Raw genomic sequence first — 12,325 nt, 5'->3', positions numbered from 1 at the left:
TTCGCTCTAAGATATGCGCGATTCCAGATTGGACCCTCCATGAGCAATACCCTACAAATCGGATTGGCCGCCGCGGGCGGACTGGTGCTGGCCGGACTGGTGGCCCACAACGCCTGGCAGGCACGCAAGAACCAGCCACGCCGCCCCGATCCCGAGCCGCAGAGCACCGCGACCGTGTCCGAGGCAACCAGCGTGGATGCCGCACTGCAGGCTACCGACACCCTGCCACCCGGTGCCGGCTCCGACGTGCTCCCCAAGAGTGACGCTCCACAGGCTGCCATCGCCGAGCCAACGGGAGAAGGTGCGCACGATCCGCTGGCTGACGCCACCCAGAAAATCAGCGTTCCGACCGGCCCCGATCGCAAGCTGTTGCTCGATCCCCTACTGGACGCCATGGCCACCATCGTGCTGGACGAAGGCGCCGTGGTTTCCGGTGAAGCAGCATCAGCGGCAATGCCCGCCACACGCCGTGTCGATACCAAGCCCTTCGCCGTTGAAGGCCGCAACCGCGACAGCGGCCTGTGGGAGCCGCCGGTTGCGGGCCAGTTCTACGATCAGTTCCAGGCCGGCGTGCAGCTGGCCAACCGCAGCGGGCCGCTCAACGAGATCGCCTTTTCCGAGTTCACGCTCAAGACCCAGGCCGTGGCCGACGCCATCAACGGCACGCCGCATTTTCCGGAAATGCTGGAAGAAGTGGCCCGTGCCCGCGAGCTGGACCAGTTTGCCAGCAGCAACGATGCCCGCCTGAGCTTTGTGCTGCGTGCGCGTCAGGCAGCCTGGAGCCCCGGCTACCTGCAGCAGTGCGCCGCACGCCATGGCTTCGTGCCGGGCGTGCTGCCGGGCCGTCTGGTGCTGCCGGCTTCCATCGAAGGCGCGCCGCCGCTGCTCAGCCTGGAATACGACACGCAGGCCGCACTGGCCGAAGATCTGGAGCAGGCTGCCCTCTACGAAGCCCTGCTGTGCCTGGAGGTGACCCATGTGCACCGCGAGGAGCAGCCCTTCGCCCGCATGTGCGAGGTGGCGCTGCATCTGGCCAAGGACATGGACGGCAACATCACCGATGGCACCGGCCAGCGCATCACGGCCGACACCATGGACACCATTGCCAACGACCTGGAAGGCCTGTACAACACGCTGGAGCAGCATGACTTTGCGGCCGGCTCGGCGCTGGCCCGTCGCCTGTTCTCCTGACCGGCTCCCCGGATCGCCCGCCTGGCTGGCCGCAAGGCCGGCCATTTCGCGTTGCCGGGCGGTATTGCTTCGCCCTGATTGCCCATGACTACTCCGGATCTTTTTGCCGATCACCCCGGCCCCACACCTGCCCAGCTGGAACGCGCCGCAGCGCTGCGCGCGCAGCTGCAGCACCACGCCCACCTGTACTACACGCTGGACGCGCCGGAACTGCCGGATGCCGAGTACGACCGGCTGTTCCAGGAACTGCAGGCACTGGAGGAAGCCTTTCCCGAACTGCGCACCCCCGATTCGCCGACGCAGCGCATCCTGGGCCAGATCCTGCCCGGCTTTGCCACGGTGCGCCACGCGGTTCCCATGCTCTCCATCCGTACCGAAACGGATACGGAAGCCAGCGGCGCCGTGGCGTTTGACGTGCGGGTGCGCAAGGAACTGGGACTGTCGCCTGCCGATCCGGCGGTGCAGTACGAAGCCGAACTCAAGTTCGACGGCCTGGCCGTCTCCCTGCGCTACGAGCAGGGCGTGCTGGTGCAGGGCGCCACGCGCGGCGACGGCGAAACCGGCGAGGACGTGACGCAGAACATCCGCACGCTGCGCCAGATTCCGCTGCGCCTGCAGGGTGACGCGGTACCCGCCGTGCTCGAAGTGCGCGGCGAAGTCTTCATGCGCCGCGACGATTTCGAGGCGCTGAACGAGCGCCAGCGCGAGAAGATCGCCGCTGGTGCCCGCAACGAGAAAACCTTTGTCAATCCGCGCAACGCTGCAGCCGGCGCGCTGCGCCAGCTGGATCCGGCCATTGCCGCCAGCCGTCCGCTGAGCTTCTACGCCTATGGCTATGGCGAAGTGCAAGGCTGGGAGACCATGCCGGAGACCCACAGCGGCATCCTCGATGCACTGATGCAGTTCGGCCTGCCGGTGTCCAGCCACCGCACGGTGGCTGCCGGCGCCCCGGAGCTGGTGGAATTCCACAAGCAGATTGCAGCCCTGCGCGACAGCCTGCCGTTCGACATCGACGGCGTGGTCTACAAGGTCAACGATCTGGCGCTGCAGCAACGTCTGGGCTTTGTCAGCCGCGAACCGCGCTGGGCCGTGGCACACAAGTATCGGGCGCAGGAACAGCTCACCACCGTGCAGGCCATCGATGTGCAGGTAGGCCGCACCGGTAAGCTGACGCCGGTGGCCAAGCTGGCGCCCGTGTTCGTGGGCGGTGTGACCGTGACCAATGCCACCCTGCACAACGAGGAGGAAGCCCGCCGCAAGGATGTGCGCGTGGGCGACACCGTCGTCGTTCGCCGCGCCGGCGACGTGATTCCGGAAGTGGTGTCGGTCGTGCTGGATCGCCGCCCTGAAGGGACGGTGCCGTTTTCCATGCCCGATGCCTGTCCGGTCTGCGGCAGTGCCGTGGGACGCGAGGAGGGCGAGGTGGACACCCGCTGCACCGCCGGCCTGTTCTGCAGCGCCCAGCGCAAGCAGGCCGTGCTCCATTTCGCGCAGCGTCGTGCCATGGACATCGAAAACCTCGGCGAAAAGCTGGTGGACCAGCTGGTCGAAGGCGGCCTCATCCACAGCCTGCCTGACCTGTACGAGCTCAAGCTGGAAACCCTGGCCCGTCTGGACCGCATGGCAGAAAAATCTGCCCAAAACCTGCTCGATGGCCTGGAGAAAAGCCGCCACACCACGCTGGCCCGCTTCATCTATGGCCTGGGCATCCGCCATGTGGGTGAAACCACGGCCAAGGATCTGGCCCGCCATTTCGGTCGGCTCGACGCCTTGCTCGCTGCCGATGAGCAGGCCCTGCTGCAGGTGCCCGATGTGGGGCCGGTGGTGGCCAGTAGCATCCGCCATTTCCTGGAGGAGCCGCACAACCGCGAAGTGATCGAACGCCTGCGCGCCCATGGCGTCACCTGGCCTGAATCGGACGGCGCGGTGGACAGCATGGCGCCGCAACCGCTGGCGGGCAAGACCTTTGTGCTCACCGGCACCTTGCCGAACATGGGGCGCGACGAGGCCAAGGAGCTGCTCGAGGCCGCTGGGGCCAAGGTGGCCGGCAGCGTCAGCAAGAAGACCGATTACGTGGTGGCGGGTGCCGAGGCGGGCAGCAAGCTGGAAAAGGCGCAGGCACTGGGTGTGGCCGTGCTGGACGAGGCGGGGATGCTCGAATTGCTCAAGGCCATGGAGTGAACCTCTTGCCACGCGGTTGCATGGGAGTATGGGTGTTGCCGGCAGATAGGGGCAGTTGCTCGGTCACGGCTTGAAACCGGTGGACGCACGCTCGTGCAAGAAACGCATGCCCCCTGTGCGGATTGGCTGTTGACCTACCTGGCTTGTCACGGATTCATGTTAGCCTACCCGCTGTTGTCCGCAGCCGGCTGCTGCATTCAGGAGCCCAGAAAATGAATACTGAAATCGAGTTGAGCCTGTCTTTGTCGCCTTCGCACAATGCGGAGTTCAAGCGCAAGGTGGCCAAGCTGCTGCCGCAGGCATCCAAGCCGGTGGAGCAACTGCTCGTCAGCATTTATTACGATACCCCGGCGCTCGACCTGGCCAAGCGCCGCATGGGCCTGCGTCTGCGCAAGCAGGGCAACCAGTGGATCCAGACCGTCAAGTTCGGCCAGAAGGGCGGTGGCGGCCTCAATGCACGCACCGAGGTCGAACACATCACGCACGGCCAGATGCTGGAGCTGGCCAACATCGGCCATGTCGAGGCGCGCGATTTCCTGTGTGACGACAAGATCGCCACCCGCCTGCAGCCCACCTTTGCCACGCACATCACGCGCACCCTGTGGGAGGTCGAGGACAAGAAGGGCAATATCGTCGAACTGGCGCTGGACGTCGGCCACATCGAATGCGATGGCCGCGAACATCCTGTCAACGAGGTGGAAATCGAGCTCAAGCGCGGCGATGTGGAGGCCGTCTTTACCCTGGCGCTGATGCTGGCCCGCAATTTTGCCTTGCTGCCCCAGCAGCGCAGCAAGGCCGAGCGCGGCTATCGCCTGTTCGAGCAGGTGCCCACCACTCCCGTAGGTGCCCAGGACGTCAAGCTCGACCCCGAAATCACCCCGTACGAGGCACGCCGCCAGGTCATGCTGGAATGCCTGCGCCAGCTGCAGTTCAACATGGTTGAACTGGGACAGCACGAGGATGACATGGAGTTCGTGCACCAGGCGCGCGTCGCCATCCGCCGCATGCGCTCGGCCGACAAGGCTTTTGCCGCCTTGCCCACGGATTCTGTCTGGAACCAGCTGGAAGCGAAGCTGCAGACGCTCGGCCAGCAGCTGGGCGAAATCCGCGACCGCGACGTGCTCGTGCGTGAAACCATTGCGGCGGTCGAGCCGACCCTGTCCGACAAGCTCCGGCTCGAGCCGATCAAGAAGCGCCTGATGGTGCAGCGCGAAGCGCTGATGCAGGCGCTGCGCGAGGATCTGGAATCTCCCCGCATCGGCATGCTGCTGTTGCAGGTACTGCACTGGCTGCATCAGGATCCGCCGGCCGAGGCTGCCGAAGGCAAGCTGCGCCCGTTCACCCGCGATGCCCTCAACCGCAGGGCCAGTTCGGTGGACAAGCTGGCGCGCCGCTGGTACAAGCTCAACGAAGAGCAGCGCCATACCCTGCGCAAGCAGGTGAAAAAATTGCGTTACACGGCGGAGTTTTTTGCGACGCTGTACGATGCGGACAAGGTGAAGAAATACCTGTCCTCGCAGCAGGCGATGCAGAAGGTGCTGGGCACCATGAATGATGCCGCCGTCTGCCGCCACATGCTCGAAACGCTGGCCAGCCAGTACCCCGAAACGGCGTTTGCCGGTGGTGCGGTTGCCGGCTGGTACGAGCGGATTGATCTGGAGTCCAGCCAGCGCACCGAACAGGCGCTGGAAGCACTGAAAGAGGCGCGGCCGTTCTGGTGATTTCTTCGCTGCGCCGTTCTTCCTGATTCACTGCTGCCAGCCCTTTTCATTTCATGCAATCCGTCATTCCCGCGCGCCACCTGTTGCTGGCGCTGGCAGTCGTGTTCGTCTGGGGCACCAATTTCGTTGTCATCAAGCTGGGGCTGAATGCCTTGCCGCCGCTGCTGTTCGCAACCTTGCGCTACACGCTGGCAGCCTTGCCCTTCATGCTGCTGGTCAGGCGGCCGCAGGTGTCCTGGCGCAATCTGGCTGTCTATGGTGTGCTGATCGGGGTGGGGCAGTTCGGCTTGCTGTTCATCGCCATGCAGCGCGATATTTCGCCAGGGCTTGCATCGCTGGTGGTGCAGTCGCAGGTGTTTTTCACCATGGGTCTGGCGATGGCGCTGTCGGGTGACCGGCCGCGCCTGTTCCAGCTGGTAGCCAGTCTGGTTGCCGCCATCGGTATGGTGGTGATTGCCCTGCGCACTGACGGCAGCACTACGCTGCTAGGCTTGTTGCTGGTGACGCTGGCGGCCATCAGTTGGGCTGCGGGCAATATCGTGAACCGCTCTGCGGCACTGGCGCAGCAGGCCAAGGGCGGCGAGCCTCTGAACATGCTGGCCTATGTGGTGTGGAGCAGTGCATTTGCGGTGCCGCCGCTGTTCCTGCTGTCGCTCTGGTTCGAGGGCTGGCCGCGCATTGTGCAGGGTGTTTCGCAGGCGGGCTGGGATACCTGGCTGGCCGTGCTGTGGCAGTCGTACGGCAATACCATTTTTGGCTACGGCGCCTGGGCATGGCTGCTGAGCCGTTATGCGGCTGCCTCCGTCAGCCCGATGGCCTTGCTGGTGCCGGTGTTCGGCATGGCAGCATCGGCGCTGCTGCTGGGCGAGGGCATGCCGGGCTGGAAGCTGCTGGCGGCAGGCCTGGTGCTGCTGGGACTGGCGATCAACGTGCTGTGGCCGCATCTGCACCGGCGCTGGGCGCGCTAAATGGGTTGATAGCGGGCGGGCCGTGCCTCCAGCTTTCTTCGTTGCCCAGAAGAAATCGGGCTGACCATTGCGTATATGGCTTGCCGTAAGCGCGTGCAAGCTACTGTGGCTACAATGATCTGCTGCATTGCAGCATTTTGGATCCGAGACCAGCATGACGACTTCCACGCACGACACCACCCGCATCGACGATACCCGCATCAGCGCCGTCCGGCCGCTGCTGACCCCGGCCCTGCTGCAGGAAAGCCTGCCTATCAGCGATGTCGCGCTGGAGCGTGTCGAGCAGCAACGCCGCGCCATTGGCGACGTGCTGCACGGCCGTGACGACCGGCTGATTGTGGTGGTCGGCCCGTGCTCCATCCATGACCATGACCAGGCCATCGAATACGCGCAGCGCCTGCTGCCGCTGGCAAAGGAGCTGGAAGGCGAATTGCTGGTCGTGATGCGGGTGTATTTCGAGAAGCCGCGCACCACCGTGGGCTGGAAGGGCTACATCAACGACCCGCACCTGGACGGCACCTTTGCCATCAACCTGGGTCTGGAAAAGGCGCGCCGCCTGCTGCTGGACGTGGTGGAACTGGGCCTGCCGGCCGGCACCGAATTCCTGGATCTGCTCAGCCCGCAGTTCATCAGCGACCTGATTGCCTGGGGTGCCATCGGCGCACGCACCACCGAGAGCCAGAGCCATCGCCAGCTGGCCTCCGGTCTGAGCTGCCCGGTGGGTTTCAAGAACGGTACCGATGGCGGCATCAAGGTCGCCGTCGATGCCATGGTGGCTGCGCAGTCGCCCCATGCCTTCATCGGCATGACCAAGATGGGCCAGGCCGCGATTTTCGAAACGCGTGGCAATGCCGACTGCCACGTCATCCTGCGCGGCGGCAAGGCGCCCAACTACGATGCGGCGCATGTGCAGGCAGCTTGCGAGGCGCTGGGCAAGGCCGGACTGACCGAACAGGTCATGGTGGACCTGTCCCACGCCAACAGCAGCAAACAGCACCAGAAGCAGATCGAAGTGGCTGCCGACGTGGCTTCGCAGATTGCAGGCGGCGAACGCCGCATCACCGGCGTGATGATCGAGAGCCATCTGGAAGAAGGGCGTCAGGATCTGGGCAATGGAGAACTCAAGCGCGGGGTGTCCATTACCGATGCGTGCATCAGCATGGACCAGACTGAGCCGGTGCTGCGGCAACTGGCCGACGCTGTGCGCACGCGCCGCGCCCGCTCTTGAGGTGAGGAGCGTCTGCCGCCACGCGCCCTGTGCTGTGGGGGCGTGGCGGGTCGCTATGGCTGGTGCCTGGGACGGGACTTGAACCCGTAAGCCCGCAAAGGCGCGGGATTTTAAATCCCGAGTGTTTACCAATTTCACCACCCAGGCACGAAGGGGGTGATTGTACCCAAGGATGGCGCTGCCGGTTCGATTCCGGCCTTCGGCACCGGCCCAAAAAACAAGACCCTGTGCGCCAAGCGGACAGGGTCTTGCTGTTTCAGCGAACGGATGGCGCTCGCGCGATCTGACTGATTACCAGTTCTTGCCACGCCCCTTGTTGCCAACTCCCTTACGCTTGCCCTTGCCGGCATTCTTGTACTGACCGTAGTGATTGCCCTGATTCACATGCGCCTTGCGCTGGCCCAGATGCAGGCCGTTGTCACCACGCACACCAGGCTGATTGACGACGACGCCCGGAGCGGCGACCACGACACCCGGCACGCCAACACTGACGGACGGCGGGCTGATGTGAACGGTGGCAGCCGACACGCCAAAGGCAGCGGCAGTGGTGGCAATCAGGATGGCGATCTGTTTTTTCATGGTGTTCTCTCCGTAGGTGCGCCGCATTAGAAGCGCCAGTCATGAATGTAGCGGGACTGATCGCATACAGGTTTTGCCGGAAAACCGAAAATGTGAGCAATTGCTAATCCGGCGCATGTTTTCTGGCCGATGCGTGAAAAACGCCTCAGTGGATGGCAATGGCGTCCAGCAAGTCGCGCTCCAGCTCCGCCTGAAAACGGGGGGAGGCCAGCGAAGGCGATTCGATCAGGAAGGTGTCTTCCACCCGCTCGCCCATGGTCGAGATCTTGGCCAGTTCCACACTGATCTGGTGCAGGCTGAGCACGCGCGCGATGCGGTAGAGCAGGCCGAGGCGGTCGCTGGTGGTGATGGTCAGCACCCAGTGCTGTGCCTTTTCATCGGCAGAGAGTTGCACCGCAGGCGTGATCGGGAAGATCCGCACCCGGCGTGACACGCGACCGCGTGCCGGCTCTGGCAGCGGGCCATGCTGCTCGAGGGCACGCGCCAGCGAGGTTTCCACCATGGTGATGAACTCGCGGTAGTGCTCGGGCATCAGCGAGGTGACGACCTGGAAGGTATCCAGCGCATAGCCGTCGCTGGTGGTGTGGATCTTGGCATCCAGAATGCTGAAGGCTGCCTGTTCGAAATAGCCGCAGATGCGTGCGAACAGCTCAGGCTGGTCCGGGCAATACACCAGCACCTGCAGGCCTTCACCGTGCGGTGCAAGGCGGGCGCGCACCACGGTCTTGCCCTGGCCGGCATAACGGGCAATGTGACGCGTGTGCCAGGCGATATCCCCGCTGTCGTGCCGCACGAAGTAGCCCACGTCCAGCGCATTCCACAGCTTGACGTGGCCTTCGAATGGCATGGAAAAGCGTGCCATTTCCACAAGCGCACCGCGCTTGTGCGATTCGACCAGGGAATCCTGATCGGGATGATGTCCACCCAGTACGCGCAAGGTGGCCTGATACAGATCCTCCAGCAGTTTGCCTTTCCAGCCGTTCCATACCTTGGGGCTGGTGCCGCGGATATCGGCCACGGTCAGCAGGTAAAGCGCCGTCAGGTAGCGCTCGTTGCGCACGGTGCGGGCAAAGGCCAGGATCACTTCGGGATCGCTCAGGTCCTGCTTCTGCGCGATGGTGCTCATGGTGAGGTGCTCGCGCACCAGAAAGGCCAGCAGGGCGGTGTCTGCCTTGCCAATGCCGTGATTCTTGGCAAAGCGGCGGGTTTCGCGCTCGCCCAGCTGTGAGTGGTCACCACCGCGGCCCTTGGCAATGTCGTGGAACAGGGCTGCAGTAGAAAGAATCCAGGGCGAATCCCAGCCGGCGGCCAGCTGCGAGCACAGCGGGTATTCGTGCGCGTGCTCCACCTTGAAGAAGCGCCGCACATTGCGCACCACCATCAGGATGTGCTGGTCCACCGTGTAGACATGGAACAGGTCGTGCTGCATCTGCCCCACGATCTTGCGGAACACCCACAGGTAGCGGCCCAGCACGGAGGTCTGGTTCATCAGCCGCAAGGCAGAAGTGACCCCCGATGGGGCCTGCAGGATCTGCAGAAACTGCTCCCGGTTGACGGGATCGCGCCGGAATTTGCTGTCCATCAGCACGCGGGCGTTGAACAGGGCGCGCAGGGTGCGGGCCGAGAGGCCCTTGATGCCGACCGTCCGCTGCAGCACCAGAAAGGTTTCCAGAATGGCATGTGGCTGTTCGCGGTACAGCGTATCGCTCACCACCTCGAGCAGGCCGTTGTTGTCCAGAAAGCGTTCGTTGATCGGCTGCATGGCGCGTCGCTGCCCGCCCATGGCCAGGTAATCGGTCTGCGGCGTGGCGGTGCTGGCCACAGGGTTGACCACCTCCTGGGCAGCCAGCTGGGCGCCGGCTTCCTGCGAGGGTTGCGCCTGTTTTTCGGTGCGGGCCTGCAGGGCGCGCATGGCGCGCGTGACGGGGGCGGGATCGTAGTTGCGTGTGTGCCCACTGTCGCGCAGGCGCTCGGCAATGTTGAGCAGCAGGATCTGGCTGAGCTGCGTCACGGCCTTGGCCGTCCAGTAATAGTGGCGCATCAGCGCCTCGCTTGGACGGATGGGGCTGCGGTCGTGCCCCTGGCGTGTCTGGCGGGGAATGGCGGTGTAGCCGAACTGCTCGGCCACCAGCGTCTGCAGGTCGAACACCAGCCGGTCTTCACGCCGGTTGGCGACCAGGTGCAGGCGGGCGCGGATCAGGCTGAGCAGGGTGTAGTTGCGCTTGATCTGCTTGGCCTCGTAGCGCGTCATCAGGCCGTTGCGTGTGAGGGCGTCCCAGGTGGTGCCATAGCCGGCTGCCTTGGCCACCCAGAGCACGATGTGCAGGTCGCGCAGGCCGCCGGGAGATTCCTTGCAGTTGGGCTCCAGCGAATAGGGCGTGTTGTCGAACTTGGCATGCCGCTGGCGCATTTCCAGTGTCTTGGCCAGATAGAAGGCGTAGGGCTGCATGGCGCTGTCGTAGGCAGCGCTCAGTTGCTGGTAGAGGGCGGGCGGCCCACTGATGAGGCGGCGCTCCAGCAGCGAGGTCTGGACCGTGATGTCGCCCGCCGATTCATTCAGGCAGTCGGACACGGTGCGCACGCTGGATCCGATCTGCAGCCCCAGATCCCAGCAGCTGCCGATGAAGGCGCTGATACGGGACTGCACCGGGTCGAGTGGCCGGGATTCAGGTTCGGAGGGGGGTGCCGCTACGGCGGTTGCTGGTGCGCCGGCCTTTGCCGAAACCCCGGCATCTTCCGCCGGATTCCGTTGGGTGGCCACCGGGTCAGGCAACAGCACCAGCACATCCACATCGGAATGCGGAAACATCTCGCTGCGCCCATAGCCGCCGACGGCAACCAGAGCCGCCCTGTCGCGGTCCAGCCCGTGCAGACGCCAGAGCGCCAGCAGCACTGCATCGGTGAGCTGGGTCAGCTTTTTCAGGGTGCCGAGCACCCCGCGCATGCGGCGGTAGCCGATATCCGGATCCCGAAAATGCGCGAGCAGGGCATCCTTGTCGCGTGCGTAGCCCTCGCGCAGCGCCTGGAGCGCTTCCGGGGTAACAGCTTCGGAGCCCTGCACCAGCATGGCCGGACTCAGGTGCGGACGGACGACACGAAGTCCGGCAGCGCAGGCATGCCCTCGGACACGGTCAGCACTTCGTAGCCGGTTTCCGTCACCACGATGGTGTGCTCGTACTGCGCCGAGAGTGAACGGTCCTTGGTCACGATGGACCAGCCATCGTTCGATTCCTTGATCTCGCGGCGGCCGGCGTTCACCATGGGCTCGATGGTGAAGATCATGCCGGGCTTGAGCTCTTCCAGCGTGCCGGGCTTGCCGTAGTGCAGCACCTGGGGCTCGGTGTGAAACTCCTGACCGATGCCGTGGCCGCAGAACTCGCGCACCACGCTGTAGCCGTGGCCTTCCACGTATTTCTGGATCGCGCTGCCGATATCGCCCAGGCGCGCGCCGGGCTTGACCTCGACAATGCCTTTCCACATGGATTCATAGGTGACGCGGCACAGTCGGCTCACGAAGGGTGGTGCGGCTTCTTCGCCGCCGACGATGAACATGCGGCTGCTGTCGCCGTGCCAGCCGTTGGTGATGGGCGTGACGTCGATGTTGACGATGTCGCCCTTCTTGAGCGGCTTGTCGTTGGGAATGCCGTGGCACACCTGCTGGTTGACCGAGGTGCAGATGGACTTGGGGTAGGGCGTGTGGCCCGGAGGCGCGTAGTTGAGCGGTGCCGACACCGAGCCGCGGCTGGAGGTGTACTCCTCGCACAGGCGGTCGATCTCGTTGGTCGTGATGCCGGGAACAATGTGCGGGCCGATGTAGTCGAGCAGCTCGGCCGCGAAACGGCAGGCCACCCGCATGTGTTCGATTTCTTCGGGTGTATGAATCTTGATGGTCATGGGGCGCAATTATCCTGCAATGCGGCATCCCGCGTGGCGGCAGGGGCGTTGCGTGCAGGCATCTGCCAGCCGAAGTTTTGCTTGTTCCATAGGCAGGGCGGGCGTTTGTAATTACAATCGGTCACGCATCGGCGGCTTGCCGGTGCGCTAGACCACAGGTGCCTGCAGGCGCCGGCCCCGGCCGGAATGCGCAAGTTAAACGGGAACCGGGTGCGCGTTGCACGGCAACGTCAATGCCCGGACTGCCCCCGCAACGGTAAGCGAGTGTGGGTGTATCAGGCTGCGCCAGAGGCGTGGCAGCCACTGCAGGTGCGGTGCGGCGTTGTGCAAGGCAACGCGCGTGCCGCCTGTGGGAAGGCGATGCACCAGAACTTGCGAGTCCGGATACCGGCCTGTTGTTGTGGATGCTGCCGGATAAGGGTTGTGGCAGCGTGAACCTGGCCGTCTGCGGGGAGCAGACAGAACATCGCTTTTTCCATCGGCATTCGTTCAGGGCGCATACGTCAGGCTTGCCTGTTGCTGCGTTTGTGCGGGATGCCAGCGAGAACTGTCCGCGTGCAGCA

General features: G+C 64.4%; 8 protein-coding genes, 1 tRNA gene and 1 riboswitch. Of the genes, 5 read left to right on the top strand and 4 right to left on the bottom strand.

The annotated features are described in order from the left end of the window. The first annotated feature begins 39 nt into the window (after nucleotides 1-39). The 5 genes from BMW28_RS06105 (at nucleotide 40) to BMW28_RS06085 (ending at nucleotide 7,289) form a co-directional block, all read left to right on the top strand. Nucleotides 40-1,191, top strand: a complete 1,152-nt coding sequence (locus BMW28_RS06105) for a cell division protein FtsZ (protein WP_091815083.1) — start codon at nucleotides 40-42, stop codon at nucleotides 1,189-1,191. An 84-nt stretch (nucleotides 1,192-1,275) separates the two neighbouring features. Further along, complete coding sequence (ligA, locus tag BMW28_RS06100) at nucleotides 1,276-3,372, top strand: NAD-dependent DNA ligase LigA (protein ID WP_091815080.1); 2,097 nt, start codon at nucleotides 1,276-1,278, stop codon at nucleotides 3,370-3,372. Between the two features lie 212 nt (nucleotides 3,373-3,584). After that, nucleotides 3,585-5,093: a CYTH and CHAD domain-containing protein gene (locus BMW28_RS06095; protein WP_091815077.1), complete on the top strand. Its 1,509-nt coding sequence runs from the start codon at nucleotides 3,585-3,587 to the stop codon at nucleotides 5,091-5,093. A 65-nt stretch (nucleotides 5,094-5,158) separates the two neighbouring features. Beyond that, on the top strand, nucleotides 5,159-6,061 hold the full coding sequence (locus tag BMW28_RS06090) for an EamA family transporter (protein WP_200785748.1): 903 nt from the start codon (nucleotides 5,159-5,161) through the stop codon (nucleotides 6,059-6,061). A gap of 154 nt (nucleotides 6,062-6,215) precedes the next feature. Further along, on the top strand, nucleotides 6,216-7,289 hold the full coding sequence (locus BMW28_RS06085; protein WP_091815071.1) for a 3-deoxy-7-phosphoheptulonate synthase: 1,074 nt from the start codon (nucleotides 6,216-6,218) through the stop codon (nucleotides 7,287-7,289). A gap of 60 nt (nucleotides 7,290-7,349) precedes the next feature. On the opposite strand, the gene BMW28_RS06080 is transcribed toward BMW28_RS06085, so the two are convergent. The 4 genes from BMW28_RS06080 to map form a co-directional block, all read right to left on the bottom strand. After that, nucleotides 7,350-7,436 (bottom strand) — tRNA-Leu (locus tag BMW28_RS06080). Nucleotides 7,437-7,580: 144 nt separating this feature from the next. After that, entirely contained in the window at nucleotides 7,581-7,868 is a 288-nt protein-coding gene (locus tag BMW28_RS06075) for a hypothetical protein (RefSeq protein ID WP_143280550.1), read from the bottom strand. 145 nt (nucleotides 7,869-8,013) lie between these two features. Then, nucleotides 8,014-10,935 (bottom strand): [protein-PII] uridylyltransferase, encoded by a 2,922-nt coding sequence (glnD, locus tag BMW28_RS06070; RefSeq protein ID WP_091815067.1) that lies wholly within the window; start codon nucleotides 10,933-10,935, stop codon nucleotides 8,014-8,016. Nucleotides 10,936-10,943: 8 nt separating this feature from the next. Beyond that, complete coding sequence (map, locus tag BMW28_RS06065) at nucleotides 10,944-11,762, bottom strand: type I methionyl aminopeptidase (protein ID WP_091815064.1); 819 nt, start codon at nucleotides 11,760-11,762, stop codon at nucleotides 10,944-10,946. Nucleotides 11,763-11,911: 149 nt separating this feature from the next. Continuing rightward, nucleotides 11,912-12,172: riboswitch (cobalamin riboswitch) on the top strand. The last annotated feature ends 153 nt before the right edge of the window (nucleotides 12,173-12,325 follow it).

Source organism: Allobrachymonas denitrificans DSM 15123 (assembly GCF_900110225.1).
Classification (GTDB): domain Bacteria; phylum Pseudomonadota; class Gammaproteobacteria; order Burkholderiales; family Burkholderiaceae_C; genus Brachymonas; species Brachymonas denitrificans.
Note: the sequence above shows the minus strand (reverse complement) of the source record. Positions and strands in the feature narration are given on the sequence as shown.

Excerpts from the sequence above, each read along its gene's own strand:
- BMW28_RS06075 (WP_143280550.1), bottom strand. The coding sequence starts at position 7,868 with ATGAAAAAACAGATCGCCATCCTGATTGCCACCACTGCCGCTGCCTTT.
- BMW28_RS06105 (WP_091815083.1), top strand. The coding sequence starts at position 40 with ATGAGCAATACCCTACAAATCGGATTGGCCGCCGCGGGCGGACTGGTG.
- BMW28_RS06095 (WP_091815077.1), top strand. The coding sequence starts at position 3,585 with ATGAATACTGAAATCGAGTTGAGCCTGTCTTTGTCGCCTTCGCACAAT.
- glnD (WP_091815067.1), bottom strand. The coding sequence starts at position 10,935 with ATGCTGGTGCAGGGCTCCGAAGCTGTTACCCCGGAAGCGCTCCAGGCG.
- BMW28_RS06085 (WP_091815071.1), top strand. The coding sequence starts at position 6,216 with ATGACGACTTCCACGCACGACACCACCCGCATCGACGATACCCGCATC.
- map (WP_091815064.1), bottom strand. The coding sequence starts at position 11,762 with ATGACCATCAAGATTCATACACCCGAAGAAATCGAACACATGCGGGTG.
- ligA (WP_091815080.1), top strand. The coding sequence starts at position 1,276 with ATGACTACTCCGGATCTTTTTGCCGATCACCCCGGCCCCACACCTGCC.